12 protein-coding genes, 1 rRNA gene and 1 pseudogene are annotated in these 16,225 nt (G+C 40.4%); 8 read left to right on the top strand and 6 right to left on the bottom strand.

Going from position 1 to position 16,225, the window contains the following annotated elements; genetic code table 11:
• The first annotated feature begins 28 nt into the window (after positions 1-28).
• A 5S ribosomal RNA gene (gene rrf / locus J500_RS15750) occupies positions 29-143 on the top strand.
• Positions 144-231: 88 nt separating this feature from the next.
• On the opposite strand, the gene J500_RS15745 is transcribed toward rrf, so the two are convergent.
• From J500_RS15745 to J500_RS15735, 3 genes are all read right to left on the bottom strand, one after another.
• Entirely contained in the window at positions 232-777 is a 546-nt protein-coding gene (locus J500_RS15745) for a type 1 glutamine amidotransferase domain-containing protein (protein WP_004999600.1), read from the bottom strand.
• A 355-nt stretch (positions 778-1,132) separates the two neighbouring features.
• On the bottom strand, positions 1,133-2,230 hold the full coding sequence (locus tag J500_RS15740; protein ID WP_004999599.1) for a zinc-binding metallopeptidase family protein: 1,098 nt from the start codon (positions 2,228-2,230) through the stop codon (positions 1,133-1,135).
• 61 nt (positions 2,231-2,291) lie between these two features.
• Positions 2,292-3,062 carry a TIGR04219 family outer membrane beta-barrel protein gene (locus J500_RS15735; RefSeq protein ID WP_004999595.1) on the bottom strand — a complete coding sequence of 257 codons (771 nt, stop codon included), beginning with the start codon at positions 3,060-3,062 and terminating at the stop codon, positions 2,292-2,294.
• 149 nt (positions 3,063-3,211) lie between these two features.
• Between J500_RS15735 and J500_RS15730 the strand changes: the two genes are divergently transcribed.
• The 4 genes from J500_RS15730 (at position 3,212) to zupT (ending at position 7,827) form a co-directional block, all read left to right on the top strand.
• Positions 3,212-4,660, top strand: coding sequence for an aldehyde dehydrogenase family protein (locus J500_RS15730; protein WP_004999594.1), 1,449 nt, complete (start codon positions 3,212-3,214; stop codon positions 4,658-4,660).
• 639 nt (positions 4,661-5,299) lie between these two features.
• Positions 5,300-6,778 (top strand): sodium-dependent transporter, encoded by a 1,479-nt coding sequence (locus tag J500_RS15725; protein WP_034700526.1) that lies wholly within the window; start codon positions 5,300-5,302, stop codon positions 6,776-6,778.
• 10 nt (positions 6,779-6,788) lie between these two features.
• A complete protein-coding gene (locus J500_RS16995) occupies positions 6,789-6,932 on the top strand; it encodes a methionine/alanine import family NSS transporter small subunit (protein WP_004986166.1) in 144 nt (47 codons plus the stop codon).
• An 88-nt stretch (positions 6,933-7,020) separates the two neighbouring features.
• Complete coding sequence (gene zupT / locus J500_RS15720; RefSeq protein WP_004986165.1) at positions 7,021-7,827, top strand: zinc transporter ZupT; 807 nt, start codon at positions 7,021-7,023, stop codon at positions 7,825-7,827.
• A gap of 32 nt (positions 7,828-7,859) precedes the next feature.
• On the opposite strand, the gene rsmB is transcribed toward zupT, so the two are convergent.
• Together rsmB and fmt are read right to left on the bottom strand one after the other, a co-directional pair.
• On the bottom strand, positions 7,860-9,164 hold the full coding sequence (gene rsmB / locus J500_RS15715; RefSeq protein ID WP_004986164.1) for a 16S rRNA (cytosine(967)-C(5))-methyltransferase RsmB: 1,305 nt from the start codon (positions 9,162-9,164) through the stop codon (positions 7,860-7,862).
• The gene (gene fmt, locus J500_RS15710; RefSeq protein ID WP_004986162.1) at positions 9,161-10,120 is read right to left on the bottom strand and encodes a methionyl-tRNA formyltransferase; all 960 of its coding nucleotides are present in this window, start codon (positions 10,118-10,120) and stop codon (positions 9,161-9,163) included. The genes rsmB and fmt overlap by 4 nt, the downstream gene beginning before the upstream one ends.
• Positions 10,121-10,522: 402 nt before the next feature.
• Between fmt and ilvD the strand changes: the two genes are divergently transcribed.
• The 3 genes from ilvD (at position 10,523) to J500_RS15695 (ending at position 15,355) form a co-directional block, all read left to right on the top strand.
• Positions 10,523-12,352: a dihydroxy-acid dehydratase gene (ilvD, locus tag J500_RS15705; RefSeq protein ID WP_034700524.1), complete on the top strand. Its 1,830-nt coding sequence runs from the start codon at positions 10,523-10,525 to the stop codon at positions 12,350-12,352.
• Positions 12,353-12,497: 145 nt separating this feature from the next.
• Complete coding sequence (locus J500_RS15700; protein WP_004986159.1) at positions 12,498-13,787, top strand: hypothetical protein; 1,290 nt, start codon at positions 12,498-12,500, stop codon at positions 13,785-13,787.
• A gap of 248 nt (positions 13,788-14,035) precedes the next feature.
• The gene (locus J500_RS15695) at positions 14,036-15,355 is read left to right on the top strand and encodes an NAD(P)/FAD-dependent oxidoreductase (RefSeq protein ID WP_004986156.1); all 1,320 of its coding nucleotides are present in this window, start codon (positions 14,036-14,038) and stop codon (positions 15,353-15,355) included.
• A gap of 582 nt (positions 15,356-15,937) precedes the next feature.
• Here J500_RS15695 and J500_RS15690 read toward each other — a convergent pair.
• Positions 15,938-16,225: pseudogene (locus J500_RS15690) on the bottom strand (IS5/IS1182 family transposase); the annotation flags it as partial.

Genomic DNA, 16,225 nt, shown 5'->3' with positions numbered 1-16,225 from the left:
ATAAGACCCCAAAGCACCACAACAGTTTGCTGGCGACAATAGCAAGAGTGAACCACCTGATCCCTTCCCGAACTCAGAAGTGAAACCTCTTCGCGCTGATGGTAGTGTGGCGTTAGCCATGTGAGAGTAAGTCATCGCCAGCTTTTAAATACTAAATACCCCCTCCGCTTATGCAGAGGGGGTGTTTTTTTTATAAATAAAATAGATGCAATAAATAGAAAATCAAAGAAACTAACTGGTTGTTAATTCCTGAACAATAGCTTGGTTAAAGTATGGAATATCATCGGGATTACGTGAGCTAATCAATACCCAGCCTCCCGTGTTACATCGATGTACAGTTTCATCCACCCAGTTCGCACCTGCATTTTCAAGGTCTAAGCGGATGCTTTGATAAGAAGTTAAGTTTTTATCTTTAATGCGTTCTGCATTAATCAGTACCCAAGGCGCATGACAAATGGCTGCAATGGGTTTTGCGTGATCTGTAAAGTATTGAATAATTTGTTTTGCATTTTCATCGATACGTAATTGATCAGCGTTGACTGTACCGCCTGGTATTACCAAAATATCGTAATCAGCGGGATCTATTTTATCTAAACTTGTTAGTGGGGTATAAGTTGGACCCAGTGTTTTATCATGTTTTACCGTTTGTACTTCACTTTGTTCAATCGCCGCATGAATAGCTTCTATTCCTTTTGATTGTAAAAACTCGAAAGGCTTTATGAGTTCATCATGTTCAATACCTGTATTAGAAGTAATAAATAATGCTTTGCCTGCCATGAGATTAGATCCTATTTATTGGAATATAGAATTTAGCCTAGCCAATTCTGAGTGATTCTCCTGTTGTAGTTTGATACTTGATCTGTTGAGATCAGATAACTATGTAGGATTTATTTACATGAAAATTGATTCATAAAAATAGTATTGATTAAAAATGCAAAGCAATCGGCAGATAAAAACTGACATTCGGTCAGTTTTTCAAAGTCTTATTATCAAGTTAATCAGATGTTTAGATTCTATAATTTTTATTATTATCGGCAAACAAACATGCTGGTTTCATAGAGATAAAATCTAAGCTAAATTGATAGAGACTTGAGTAATAAAATCGATGTGTTTTATAAGCAATGACCTACATCTATTCTTCATGATTCGTTTGGCGAATTTCTGGTTTTAACGCGGTTTTCATGAGTGTACGATGAATAAATCTCAATTTATCCAATACAGCATTGGATAGCGTAAATGGATAAGCATCCTGTAAGCCCATACTTCTATTTAAACCATTCAGGACATAACTCAAGGCAAACCAGTTGGTCAGGGTATGTTCAAAATCTAGCGATCCGATTGGTGATTCTTTAAAATGCATGTCTGGATCAATCTGGTGATTCGCTTCTATGGTCATCCCTGTGTGGTACGCAGTGTCTAGGGTATCCATTATGTGTAAATAATGTGCCCATGTTTCAGCCCAGTCCTCCCAAGGATGCGCACCTGCATAACGGCTAATGTATAAATCCTGCCAGTGTTCGTCTGAACCCTTTTGATAATACTCCTCTAATGATTGTGCATAATCGGCACGTTCATCACCAAAATAGAGTCGAAATTCATCTAACCACTCGGGATAAAGATGAGTCATGATATCAAAGTAGTAATGTCCACTTTCATGACGAAAATGGCCGAGTACCGTTCGATAATTTTCCTGCATATCCAGACGGGTTTTTTCACGATGAACGACATCGGCTTCACTGGCATTGAGGGTAATGGTTCCCAATTGATGTCCTGTCATTACAGGTTGATCGGGGCTTGGCATGAGGAAGTTAAAGCGTAGGCCATAGCGATCTTCATCATTATTTTTGGGGCGTGGAAAAATATTCAACTGTTGAGTTAAATATAAGAAACGACGTTTAGCCTGCTCCAGCCTGCGCCAATATAGTGTGTTTTGCGGTATGGATAAATCTGGAATGGTATGAGTTAGGCGACAGGACTCACAATAAATTTGATCACTCTCTACTGGAATCATCCAGTTACACACTTGATGATGCTGATAGTTATAACAAGGTTTATATAAGCTGTATGTGTCTTTAGGATTCAGACTTTTCCAAATACCTTCGTCGATCTGCTCGAATGTCCCCATGGTTTTGTTTTCGACTTCATAACCCAAGAGCGCATGGCAGTTTTCACAATGCGTATTGTTAAAAAAAACCTGATGGTGGCAGTTGTGACAGTAGAAAACTTTCATAGGAACTAAGAGTGTTAGAAAATGCTCTTATAGTTTAAGAGCATTTTAAATAAAAAAAAGATTAAAAATGTGCTTCCAGACCAACATAAGGACCTTTAAATTCCATTTTTAAACTATCGTTGTCATCATCAAGGTCAATATTTAAAATACGGTAGCCCACTTTTGCACCGACATCAACCAATAAATTCTGGATCATATTGTATTGAAGTTCTGCCTGAAAATCGGTAATTTTGACTTCATTATAATCGCTATACAGCATTTCGACTTTGGCTTGAAAACCTGTAAATGGAAGTTTGCCACCGACTTGAGCATACACTAGCGGATTATAACCATCGACTTTACTGGTTTTATATAGAATATCATTCGTCGATTTGAACTGATATTGTTTGACTTGACCATCTAACTTAAGCAAACCCAAACCCACATCAGCACTGATGAAATTATCTAAAATTTCGTAATATAAGATCAGATCAGTTTGATCTAAGTCAACATTGGCTTGATCCAAAAAAAGCGTATTTGCCTGCGCATCCAGATCCAATTTTGTATATTTGAGTTTTACGTTGGGAATCATGGGTACAGGATGCTCAATCGCCAAAGAAGCCTGAAAAGCACCGTTACGATCAATGTTATATTTAGTTGAATTGTTGAGGTAAGGATCTAAAATAAGTTGATCACTGTTAGCATCATAATATAAAGAACCCGAGGTATGTTCAGTTACATCACCATCTACTGACCAATAATTAATATCCCCTGTGACCCCAATAAAATCGGCCTGTGCCAGACCACTCAATGTTAAACCCATGACACATATTGCACTTTGAAGCATTTTCATTGTGAAAAACTATCCTTGAAATATCTAAAACTATATTTTGTATTGGTATTTGTTACCGAATCACAGCCGATTATTTGGCAGATTCAGCGCATGATATAAGAATAAATCTTGAAATACAGTGACTAAATTTAAATAAGAGAGAATTAATTATGCCGACACAAATGTCTACACCTGCTGAATACCCACTTTATGTGGCAGGTAAGCCCGTAAAAACAGGCCAATGGCTTGAGGTTCAACATAAGTTTCATCATGATCTATATGCGCGGGTTGCACTGGCAGATGCCAAAATCATCGAAAAGGCGACCGTAGCCGCGGTTAAAGCAGAAGCAGAGATGGCAGCTCTGAAGCCGTATCAAAAACAAAAAGTTTTGTTGCACTGCGTAAAACGCTTCACTGAAGAAAAACAAGTATTAATTGAAATCTTGATTGCAGAAGGGGGAAAGCCCCGCAATGCAGCAGCGGCCGAAGTGGAACGTTTAATTAATACCTTTCAATTAGCTGCGGATGCAACTACTCAAATGGAAACTGGTCGAGTGATTCCCTTGGCTGTCACGCCTGTTGCGGCAGCGTATCAGGGGATGGTGCGTCATGTACCTATTGGTGCGATTTCCCTGATCAGCCCATTTAATTTTCCACTGAACTTAACCGCACATAAAATTGCGCCTGCGATTGCAGCGGGATGTCCGTTTGTTTTAAAACCTGCAAGCTTGACCCCAATCAGCGCTATCAAAATAGCTGAAATTTTAGCGGAAACAGATTTACCCAAAGGTGCTTGGTCAATTTTACCGTGTGAACGGAGTGCTGCCGATATTTTGGTGACGGATGATCGTTTTAAAATGCTCAGTTTCACAGGATCAGATCAGGTCGGTTGGGATATGAAAGCCCGCGCAGGGCGTAAAAAGGTCACGCTAGAGTTGGGTGGCAACGCAGCCGTGATGATTGAACCAGATACAGAGATCACAGAGGCATTGATAGACAGGCTGATTGCAGGAGCATATGGTCAATCTGGACAAGTATGTATTAGTGTACAACGCATATTGGTACATGCTGATCTCTATACGGAGTTAAAGAAAAAATTAGTGGCTAAAGTCAAAAAACTCACAGCTGGAGATCCAGATCTGACAACCACTATCGTGGGGCCAATGATTAAGGAAAAAGAAGCGGTTCGATTAAAAAAATGGCTCGATAAAGCTGAGAAAAAAGGCGCAAAGATTCTTGCAGGTGGCTTGTTAGATGGCGTGATGTTTGAAGCCACATTACTTGAAAATGTCGATGAGAAACTTGAAATTTATAGAGATGAAGCCTTTGGTCCTGTCGCGATCTTGGAGAAATATAAGAATTTTGAACAAGGGATTGCCAAAATTAATGGCAGCCGTTTTGGTTTGCAAGCAGGTGTGTACACCCAAAACCTGAATAACATGATGTATGCATGGCAACATTTACAGGTCGGAGGTGTGATTATCAATGATATTCCGACGTTCCGCGTTGATAATATGCCTTATGGTGGTGTTAAAGATTCTGGTTTGGGACGAGAAGGCATCCATTCAGCTATTCGTGATATGCAAGAAGAGCGTTTATTGGTGATTAAGCAGCCCTAATCGAGCTGTTATTCGAAATGCGAGTGTTTGTTATCACACAGGCACTCGTTACAACATAAAGTCCTGTTAAAGAAACGGTACACATGTTGAATGAGAATTTGAATTTAAAACTTGGTGCTGCATTTTTACTTTTGGAAAGAGGTTTAGGTACATAAAAGTCTGCTGACCAAGCTGCTATAAATGATGTTCACTTGACTCAATAATATAAATAGGGGATGGGACATAAGTTCCACGTGGAACTTATTGGCAGATCAATTGCGATGAAAACACAAAGCTTAAGTTATCTTTTCTTGTTTTTTGCAATGTGCTGTTTAGTTAGATTAAATCTTCAAAAAGATCATTCAACCACTTAATTTTTAGAAAAAATAAACAAATAAGGTTTAAAACAGCCCAATAATGCTTTTTTTACAGCAAAATAAGAGAAAATCAGGAAAAAAGAAGGTATTGTTCAACCATTAGAAAGACAAAAAATATATGACTATCTTTAAGGAAGACGGAATAATTTTTTGTCTGAATGGACATTAGCAGGGCTCACAAGGCGAGATAAAGTCCAGAGCAAAACAAATTTTATGAAATGGTATTGATCTTGCAATGTTCAATAACTAATCCAAGCAAGATCAAGACGAAGGATGATCATTTATGACTGATACTCGTGAAAACTGGTCTTCACGATCAGGTTTTATTATAGCTGCCGTTGGCTCCGCAGTAGGTTTGGGAAATATTTGGCGTTTCCCTTATGTGGCCTATGAGAATGGTGGCGGAGCATTTTTAATTCCGTATTTATTGGCACTTATTACCGCAGGATTGCCTCTTTTATTTTTAGATTATGCAGTCGGACATAAAGCCCGAAATTCACCGCCTAAAGCTTATCGTAAACTATTTCGCGGTGGTGAAACATTGGGTTGGTGGCAGGTCTGTGTATGTATCATTATCGGATTGTATTATGCCAGTGTACTGACTTGGGCTGGCAGTTATGTTTATTTTTCCATCGGGCAAATGTGGGGCAGTGATCCAGAGGGGTTCTTCTTTAAAACATATTTACAAACGACCGATGCAAAAACTTTTGATTTTCGATTTGTTGGACATCTTTTTTGGCCAATTGTCGGGATCTGGGCGGCAACCTTAATCATTCTTTATGGTGGAGTGAAAAAAGGTGTAGAACTCTCCAATAAGATTTTTATGCCTTTACTGTTCGTTTTATTCACAGTCTTGGTGGTTCAGGCTTTGCGTTTACCAGGCGCAGTACAAGGACTGAATGCATTTTTTACCCCAAATTGGGCAGCGATGATGGACTATAAAGTCTGGTTAGCTGCCTATGGTCATACTTTTTTCTCTTTGTCGGTTGGCTTTGGGATCATGGTGACCTACGCGTCTTATTTAAAACCTAAAACTAACCTTACAGGTTCGGGTTTAATTGTTGGCTTTGCCAATGCTTCGACTGAAATTCTGGCTGGTATCGGGATTTTTGCTGCATTAGGATTTATGGCACATGCTGCGGGTACAGAAGTTAAGGACGTGGTCAGTGGCGGTATTGGACTTGCATTTATTGCCTTTCCAAAAATTATTTCAAGTTTAGGTGCTGGGGCTGATTTGTTCGGTCTTTTATTCTTCTCTTCACTTTTTGTGGCGGGGGTTTCTTCTTTGGTCAGTATTTTTGAAGTTCCTATTGCAGCCCTGCAAGACAAACTCAAATGGGGGCGTAAAAAAGCGGTCACGATTATTGGTGGTGGCAGCGCTCTGGTTTCGATCTTTTTATTCTCAAGTGTAAATGCCATTAAACTGGTGGATATTGTGGATCACTTTATCAATAACATCGGCATTATTGGAGGGGCATTGATTTCGATTGTTGCAGTTGCATGGTTTAAACGCTCTGCTTTAGTGCAATTAAGAGACCATGTCAATGCAATTTCGACCATTCAATTAGGTAAAGGTTGGGATTTTACCCTCACCGTGATTACTTCTTTGATTCTATTAACAACCCTCAGCATGACTGTTTTTAATCTGATCAAAAATGGCTATGATACTTATAGTATGAGTTTACAGGGTGTATTTGGCTGGGGCAGCGTTATTTTCTGTGCTGTTGTGGCTATTGTATTAAGCAAAATGAAAGATCGCTAGGAGGCAGTATATGAATACTTCCGCAATCATAATGATGATCATTTCTATGGTGTTTGTATGGGGCGGTCTGGTTCTTTCGATTATGCATTTAAGCAAACATCCTGAAGAACTAGACGAAGTACTAGATGAAGTTAAAGATCAGCATACGCTTTGATTTTTAAGTATTGGAATAGATTGATTTATTGAAAATGAAAGTCATTATCATTTATGATGATGACTTTCTTTTTTTAGGAGCAATCACAATGTCGTCATTGTTTGGCCCAGATGTCTGGATTGCTTTTGCAGTCACTTTTTTAGCGGGTTTAGCAACATTGGTCGGTGGTGCGATTGTCCTGTTTTTTAAGCAACCGAGCTTTCGTCTTTTATCTTTTGGTCTGGCATTTTCTGGTGGGGCGATGGTGTATGTCTCACTGACCGAGATTCTTAATAAATCATGGCATTCTTTTTCTGAAATTTTTCAAGATAAAGTCGCATATGCTTATGCCACTTTTGCATTTTTAGCGGGTGTGATTTTAGTTTTATTACTTGATCGATTTGTACCGAATCCGCACACCATGGTTGAAAAGAGCGCAAATCTGCAACTGGATCAGGCACAAATTCGTCGTACTGCTTTACTCACTTTATTGGCGATTACAGCACATAATTTCCCTGAAGGTTTGGCGACCTTTTTTGCGACTTTAGACAGCCCAACATTGGGTACGCCTCTGGCGGTTGCTATTGCGATTCATAACATTCCTGAAGGTATTGCAATTGCTGTTCCTGTTTATATCGCGACGAAAAAAAAATCGATTGCGATTATGGCAAGTTTATTGTCTGGTTTAGCTGAGCCTTTTGGAGCGGCGCTAGGGTATTTTGTCTTGGCGCCTTTTTTGGGGCCGATGGTTTATGGCATTGTATTTGGTCTGATCGCAGGGGTGATGGTGTATTTGTCTCTGGATGAATTATTGCCTACAGCTAAACGTTATTCCAAAGGACATGAAACGGTGTACGGTTTAGTTTCTGGTATGGCCGCTTTGGCGCTCAGTCTGGTGCTATTTAGGTTTGTTTAATAGCATCATGGGTGGTGATAAAAAAAGTCGCATTAAGCGACTTTTTTGATTTTACAATAATAAAAGCCATCGCCCTGTCCAGTGACTGGAAGTAACTGACGACCATGAATTTGTTCAATTCCCCAAGTTGCCTCGATTTTTATTTCTTCAGCATTGGCATGTTCAGCAAAAAACGTAACCATTTGCTGTTCATTTTCAGCTTTTAAAATCGAACAGGTGATATACAGCAACGTGCCGCCTACTTTAAGCTGTTGCCATAAATTCTGCAAAATCTGTTTTTGCAGTTCGATGGTTTGGGCTATATCACTAGATTGACGCAATAAACGAATGTCAGGATGACGACGGATCACGCCTGTAGCAGAACAAGGTGCATCCAGAACAATACAATCCAATGCTTGATTGGCTTGCCAAGTGGTTGCATCCGCAGCAATGATCTCAACATGGCTTTGATCCAGTTGTAAGCGCTGTAAATTTTCAGTGACCCGAAGTAAACGTTTCGAATCCTGATCTAAGGCAATCAAAGACTGTGGTTTAAATTTTTCTAGTATATGTGCCGTTTTACCACCTGGTGCGGCGCAAGCATCCAAAACGACTTGATCGTTTAAATCGGGTAACAGGGTGGCACAAAGCTGTGCATGTTCATCCTGTACCGAAAACCAGCCCTGTTCAAAACCTGGCAATGCTGTAATTTGAACGGATTGCTCTAAGACAATACCCACCTCTGACCAGTTGCAAGCACGTGCCTGAATTTGTTCAGCCTGAAGTTTAGCCAGATAAGCATCGCGCCCAATATGGCGCTGGTTAATTCTTAATGTGAGCGGTGCGGTTTGTTTGAGTTGCTGACATAAGTCATCGACTTGTAGCGGCCAGTCTTTTCTCAAACGTTTATACAGCCAGCTTGGAAGCCCATGCGCTTGTTGTAAATGTTGTTGAAACTCTTCAGTTTCCCGCGTAGCACGACGTAAAATGGCATTCACAATACCGCTTAAAGCATGAAAACCGAGTTGTTTACTGGCAGTAACTGTTTCTGAAATGGCAGCATGGGCAGGGATGCGCGTACACAATACTTGATATAACCCAACGTACAAACAGGTTTCCACTGTTTCATTATTCAGAGGTTTGGTCAATAAAGGTAAGGTGATCGCTTTGAGTGCATACCATTGGCGTAGGGTTCCCAATACCAGTTCATGAAACAAAGCGCGATCACGTTCTGGAATTTCACTCAGTTGCTGATGTAATAAGCTCGCTAAAGATTGACCTTGTTGCACCTGTAAAAGTGTTATCACGACTTGTGCACGTAAATTAAGTTCGGTACTTGGACGCGGAAATTGTTTCATGCCAATACTTGCCCAATATTAAGTTTTTGTGTTTGTAGAATTTGTACAGGATTTAAAGCTTTACCACCTGGCCATTGTAATGAACTCAAGCAGACTGCACCTGTAGCACAAGCGACATGTACGCCATTTTTATCTATGGCAATAATCTCACCGATTTGAGCATTTTCATTGCTGAAAGAAGAAATACTGGAATTCCAGACACGTAAGTTATTGCTCTCATCAAGCACAATAAAAGCGACAGGCCACGGATTAAAGGCTCGAATATTGCGGTCTATCTGAACCGCATCGAGCGACCAGTCAATCTGTGCTTCAGGTTTTGTAAGTTTGTGCGCATAGACCGTTTGACTCTCATCCTGAACCTGACGCGTATGCAAATAACTTTGTAGGCTCTGTTCTGACTCTAGCACTTTGCAAATGGCTTCTGCGCCTTGAGTGGCCAATTTTTCATATAAACTGGCAGATGTATCCGTGGCTTGAATATCATAAAAGGTTTTGTAGAGCATATCGCCTGTATCTAGACCTGCTGCCATTTGCATAATCGTGACACCTGTTTGAGTATCACCTTCGGCAATGGCACGTTGAATAGGTGCTGCACCTCTCCAACGGGGTAATAATGAACCATGAATATTCAGGCAACCATACTTTGGTGTATCCAAAACTGCTTGCGGCAAAATCAGACCATAAGCTGCAACGACCATGACATCTGCACCCAACTCAGCCAATTGTTGCTGAGCTGTCAGACCTTCTCCTGTCGATGCTTTAAAATGTAAAGGTTGATAAACAGCTAAATGGTGTTCAAGCGCGAGTTGCTTGACTGGAGAAGGTGTGAGTTTTTGACCACGACCTGCTTTGCGATCTGGCTGAGTGTAAACAGCAACAATCTCATGTTCTGTTTGAACTAAGGCAGCCAAAGCCGTAGCGGCAAATTCAGGTGTTCCTGCAAAAATAACTTTCACACATTCACTTCCATAAAAACTTATCGCTATTATAAGGCAAAACCGCGTTTAAGCCTAAAATCCAGTGATTATTTGCGTAATTACAATGGTTTAAATGGCATATTGGGTGCGTTTGAGCATCATTATTTTTATTAATAACAAAAGGTAATGCAAAATTAAAAAATTATTCATGAAAGTTTTGTATTCAATTTTAAACAGATCAGTTTATATTGAATCTCCTATTATCCCCATTTTATGGTTTTGTGATGAGCAGCGTGCATCGAATGTGCCTTAAAATGAAAGTCATTTTTGCTCATCGCTTAAACACTAAGCTGTAGTATGATGTAAGAATCTGCTGAAATAGCCTAATTTAGCCAGAGACCCATTTAGATTTGTCTCAAGCACAACTTGTTGGAAACGCAAATGCCTGATTATCGTTCAAAAACATCTACGCACGGAAGAAATATGGCTGGGGGGCGTGGCTTATGGGGCGCAACAGGAATGAAAGATGAAGACTTTGGTAAACCGATTATCGCGGTGGTCAACTCGTTCACTCAATTTGTTCCGGGACACGTACATCTTAAAGATCTAGGTCAACTGGTGGCTGAACAGATTCAGGCAGCAGGTGGTGTTGCAAAAGAATTTAATACTATTGCGGTCGATGATGGTATCGCGATGGGGCATGATGGCATGCTGTATTCATTGCCTTCGCGTGATTTGATTGCAGATTCTGTCGAATATATGGTCAATGCACACTGCGCCGATGCCATGGTGTGTATTTCAAACTGTGACAAAATCACCCCAGGCATGTTAATGGCTTCAATGCGCCTGAATATTCCAGTGGTCTTTGTGTCTGGTGGCCCGATGGAAGCAGGTAAAGTCAAGATTCGTGGCAATGAAAAAGCGATTGATCTGGTCGACGCAATGGTCGTTGCTGCGGATGACAGCTATACAGACGAAGAAGTACAGGCTTTTGAACGTTCGGCTTGTCCAACCTGTGGTTCATGTTCAGGGATGTTTACTGCGAACTCAATGAATTGTTTAACCGAAGCACTAGGTCTGTCTTTGCCGGGTAATGGTTCGATTGTCGCGACCCATGCAAACCGTAAAAAACTATTTGAACGTGCGGGACAATTGATCGTTGAATTGGCAAAACGTCATTATGAACAAGATGATTACAGCATTTTGCCACGTTCCATTGCTACCAAAAAAGCCTTTGAAAACGCGATGACGCTAGATATTGCTATGGGTGGTTCGACCAATACAGTGCTGCATTTATTGGCGGCGGCACACGAAGCCGAAGTCGATTTCACCATGGATGATATCGATAACCTGTCGCGTAAAGTGCCTGTGTTATCAAAAGTTGCGCCAGCGAAACAAGATGTACATATGGAAGATGTACATCGCGCGGGCGGAATTATGGCAATTTTAGGCGAGCTGGATCGTGCGGGTTTACTAGACACCTCTGTGAATAGTGTGCATGAAAAAACCTTAAAAGATGCACTGGATAAATGGGACATCATTCGTACCGAAGCACCAGAGGTCTATGAGTTCTATCGCTCTTCACCGGGCGGTATACCGACTCAAGTGGCATTTTCACAAAATCGCTATTATTCGACACTGGATGGTGACCGTGAAAAAGGCGTAATCCGTAATGCTGAACATGCTTTTTCTCAAGACGGTGGCTTGGCTGTTCTTTACGGTAATATTGCGCTTGATGGCTGTATCGTTAAAACTGCGGGTGTCGATGAATCCATTCTCAAATTTACGGGTACAGCCCGTGTTTTTGAAAGTCAGGATTCAGCCGTAGAAGCAATTTTAGGTGGTGATATTAAAGCAGGTGACGTAGTGGTCATTCGCTACGAAGGCCCACGTGGTGGCCCGGGTATGCAGGAAATGCTATATCCAACCAGTTATCTTAAATCTAAAGGTTTGGGTAAAGACTGTGCTTTGATTACCGATGGTCGTTTCTCGGGAGGGTCGTCTGGTCTTTCTATTGGCCACGTATCTCCAGAAGCCGCAGAAGGCGGTGCAATTGGTTTGGTGCATGATGGTGATACCATTGAAATTGATATTCCAAACCGTACCATTCACTTAAATGTGGATGATGCAACAATGGCGCATCGCCGTACGGTGCAGGAAGAAAAAGGTTGGCATCCTGCTGAAGAGCGTAAACGTAAAGTCTCTAAAGCACTAAAAGCCTATGCGATGCATACTACCAGTGCAGCCCGAGGTGCGGTACGCGAAGTTTAAACATACCCACTGCGTTTATAAAACACTCACTTTTGTGGGTGTTTTTTTATGGAAAACGGTCATTTCAATGTTAAAGTATAATGCATTATGCTTTTACATCCTGTTTAACCCATTGTCCGATAAAAATTTATTAGAGGCTTGATTCATGTCACTGTTACGCCGTTGGTTTGATCCTATTCGATCGAGCTGGTTTTACCAAAAACCCTCGCGTCAAGCAGTGTTATCAACCGAGCAGGGCTTGAGTATTTATTTAAGACTGGATGATGTCTATAGCTATCTTGCGGTGCAGCAACTGACCCAACTAGATGACATCTTAACTGATGAAATAAAACCGCTTAAAGTCATTATTTCGCATCAGGGTGCAGAACCTCCCAACGGCATGACTGCATTGGAATGGCAAAATTATTGTTTTAACGATGCCAAGATTTTAGCCAAACAACATCGGTTTAGTTTTGATGAAACTCCCGAACCGCCTACCTCCGAAGCATTGAGTCAAGCTGAACTGATATTAAAAAATACGCCTTTACAGGGTAAAAATTTCCTGTATTTGCTTGAAGATGTGTTTCATATGTTGTGGCAACAGCAATATGGCAAGTTGCGAACCCTGTACACCATGGCCCGCCAACAACAAACTCCGCAGAATTTTCCAGAGCGGATATTTGAAGATGTTCCTGTGGCAGCCAGTTTCTTTGAGTTCGGTGGACGAAAATATCAAGCAGTCGATGATTTACTGCGTTTGACTCGCCGTTTAAAACAGCAAAAATTATTGACTGACAATCCAATTTTTTTGATCAATCACATTGAATGGCGTGAACATTTGCTCAGTGATGCTGAAGAGTTGGCTGATATTCAAGCCATGCATCCGGAACTGGATTTGTTTATAGCGCTTGAAGATCCGATTAGCTGGTTGCTATTGGCTTATATTCGGGAAGAACTGGCTAATTATTATAATATTCAACTCACGGTTTATCCGCTCAGCTATCAGGGGCGGGATTTATTTGACTGGAGCCTCGCGACACGCTTATCCAAGCGTACCGATGTGGCATTTACCCCATTTTGCCGTCCGACCCAACCAGCCACGCTAGAGATGGCAAAATTATATTACAGCACCCCTGAGGAGCAGCGTGTCGATGCCATGTATGACATTCTTCAGGCGGTCTGGACCAAAGGGAAGGATCTTTCGTATAAGCCGCATTTTCAGGCATTACAGCAGCAGTTAGGTATCGAGTCCTTGACTCAAGAAGATGTGGCGACTTTCTTGGTCGATAATGATGCTTTCTGTCACGAGAAACATCAACCTGATTTTCCTGTCCTTGAGTTACGTATAGAAGGGCAACGTTATGTGTTTAATAGCCTGTATCGTGTCTGGATGATTGAAAGTATCTTTAACAATGTACTCGAAGAAAAATATAAAACGGAAAGTCTTGAACACTAATTGATGTAAGCGTTTTGCGAGAAGAGAATTCTCTCAAAATTTACGCAATCATTTCAAAAGCTGCCTGTATCTTGATGATCATGGCAGCTTTTTTGTTTTTTCTTGGTAAATTGTTCAACAAAAATCGTACCTGACGTTGGAAAAAGGTATGTTTTTTATGCTAAATATTTGTGTACATAATGAATGATATTTTTCTTATGAATACAAATTGCAACAGTTGGTATTCATAAGAAAATTGGAGTTCTCTTATGATGACCACATCAAATCGTGATTTAAAATTGCATCGTATTGTTATTGTGGGTGGCGGCGCTGGAGGTCTGGAACTTGCCACACGTTTAGGTAACACACTGGGAAAACGTCGCAAAGCGGAGATTATTTTAGTCGATGCTGCTTTGACGCATATCTGGAAACCCTTGTTACATGAGGTCGCAGCAGGAACATTAAACTCTTATGAAGATGAGTTGAACTATTTTGCCCATGCCAATCAACATCATTTTGAATTTTTTCTAGGCCGCTTAAAAGATATCGATCGTCAAACTCAAGAAATTGTATTGGATGTTCTACGCGATGAAGAAGGCAAGGACATTGCACCTGAACGACGCATAGGTTATGACACTTTAGTGATGGCGATTGGTTCCACCTCCAATGATTTTGGCACCTCAGGTGCTAAGGAACATTGTATCTTTTTGGATTCACGCCCGCAGGCTGATCGTTTTCAGCGCGAATTTTTAAGTATGTATCTGGAAGCCCAAGCCAATCATTTGATGCATCGCCATCAGAATGATTTGAATATTGCAATTATTGGCGCAGGGGCAACAGGTGTTGAATTGGCGGCTGAGTTACATCATGCAGCCAATGAATTTTCTAAATATGGACTGAACAGTATTGATCCCAAAGATGTCAATATTAGTTTAATTGAAGCTGCGCCGCGCATTCTGCCTGCATTGAATGAACGTGTCTCTGAACGTGCCCAGAAAGAACTTGAAGACATTGGCGTAAAAGTTCTGACAAATTGTCGGGTTACGCATATTGATGCCGATAAAGTTTGGTGTGAAGGAGATTTACAGGTTAGTGCGACATTGAAAGTCTGGTCAGCAGGGATTAAAGCCCCAGATTTTCTGAAAGATATAGCTGGACTGGAAACCAATCGTATTAATCAGTTAGTGGTCCGTCCAAGCTTACAAACCACACGTGACGAAAATATTTTTGCGATGGGCGACTGCGCTTGCTACATCCCTGAGGGTCAAGAACGACCTGTGCCACCACGTGCGCAAGTCGCCAATCAGGAAGCCATATTTCTGGCTAAAGCACTGGAAAATCGACTGAATCAAAAACCATTGGGGCAGTTTCAGTTCAAGGACAAAGGCTCACTGATTTCCTTGAGTGAACATAGTAGTGTCGGCAGTATTTTTAATAACATCAATGTTGAAGGCTTTATGGCGCGGATGATGTATGTATCACTTTATCGTTTCCATCAAGTTGCATTACATGGCGTATTTAAAACCACTTTGATGATGATGACGGATTTGCTCTCTAAAACTGCATCACCGAAACTTAAAATGCACTAATGCTGGGCAACAGCTAAATCTTTTTGATGCATCATCTAATTTAAACCACTTTCCTATGACAAGTGATCTATATGCTCGCTTGTCATAGAGATTGCTGCGCATGCTGTATTTGTGAAAAATCACAGACATTAAACACTAAACTTTCAATCAAAATACATCCTGAAAAAACACCTTTTCTTGATCTAATCTGAATTTTCAAACACGCATGAGTTGCTATTGCCTGCATCTTTATAGCTGTTTTATTTTTAAAAATAATTCAGTAACAACAATGTCATATCGTTTTTTAAATTTAAATAATTTGTATAAAACGAAATTAACTCAAACTATTTTTCACTTATAAATAGATGTATTTAAAATCGGGGGTATTTGATTTTTTATACGTCAGATTAATAAATTTAATAATTAAAATAGAATGGTTTTAAAATTTATTTAATATTTTTTCAGTATCACAGTGATAATTAAATAGTATTTAAATTGTGGTTTCGATTGTTGCTTAATATCAGAAAAAAGTAATGTATTTAATTTACTATGGCTTTGTTGCACAAATAGACGAAAGGTAGAGTTGTTCTAATCTTCAGATATTTATGCAACAGCCACCGTTTTAGCTGTACCAAGTTGAGTAAATTTATTCAAAATATCGACTCTTATTTGCAAGTCAACCACCTGACGATTAAAGCATCGACTAGATACACCTTGTCCAAGTCGTTTCAAGGCAAACATTTTAGCCTCTATTCGGGATCGTCGATGATAACCAATATCTCGTTTCCACTGCTTTTGACCCTTGTCCCAACAGCCTTGTACTGCATGATTTCTTGCTTTACCAATTTCATTTTCTGCCCATAAAGCAGCATTGGAACGAGGAGGGATAAT

This window comes from Acinetobacter sp. 479375, assembly GCF_000581715.1.
Classification (GTDB): domain Bacteria; phylum Pseudomonadota; class Gammaproteobacteria; order Pseudomonadales; family Moraxellaceae; genus Acinetobacter; species Acinetobacter ursingii.
This window is presented reverse-complemented; position numbering and strand designations above follow the sequence as displayed.

Excerpts from the sequence above, each read along its gene's own strand:
- J500_RS15725 (WP_034700526.1), top strand. The coding sequence starts at position 5,300 with ATGACTGATACTCGTGAAAACTGGTCTTCACGATCAGGTTTTATTATA.
- J500_RS15700 (WP_004986159.1), top strand. The coding sequence starts at position 12,498 with ATGTCACTGTTACGCCGTTGGTTTGATCCTATTCGATCGAGCTGGTTT.
- J500_RS15740 (WP_004999599.1), bottom strand. The coding sequence starts at position 2,230 with ATGAAAGTTTTCTACTGTCACAACTGCCACCATCAGGTTTTTTTTAAC.
- J500_RS16995 (WP_004986166.1), top strand. The coding sequence starts at position 6,789 with ATGAATACTTCCGCAATCATAATGATGATCATTTCTATGGTGTTTGTA.
- rsmB (WP_004986164.1), bottom strand. The coding sequence starts at position 9,164 with ATGAAACAATTTCCGCGTCCAAGTACCGAACTTAATTTACGTGCACAA.
- J500_RS15695 (WP_004986156.1), top strand. The coding sequence starts at position 14,036 with ATGATGACCACATCAAATCGTGATTTAAAATTGCATCGTATTGTTATT.
- J500_RS15735 (WP_004999595.1), bottom strand. The coding sequence starts at position 3,062 with ATGAAAATGCTTCAAAGTGCAATATGTGTCATGGGTTTAACATTGAGT.
- zupT (WP_004986165.1), top strand. The coding sequence starts at position 7,021 with ATGTCGTCATTGTTTGGCCCAGATGTCTGGATTGCTTTTGCAGTCACT.
- ilvD (WP_034700524.1), top strand. The coding sequence starts at position 10,523 with ATGCCTGATTATCGTTCAAAAACATCTACGCACGGAAGAAATATGGCT.
- J500_RS15745 (WP_004999600.1), bottom strand. The coding sequence starts at position 777 with ATGGCAGGCAAAGCATTATTTATTACTTCTAATACAGGTATTGAACAT.
- J500_RS15730 (WP_004999594.1), top strand. The coding sequence starts at position 3,212 with ATGCCGACACAAATGTCTACACCTGCTGAATACCCACTTTATGTGGCA.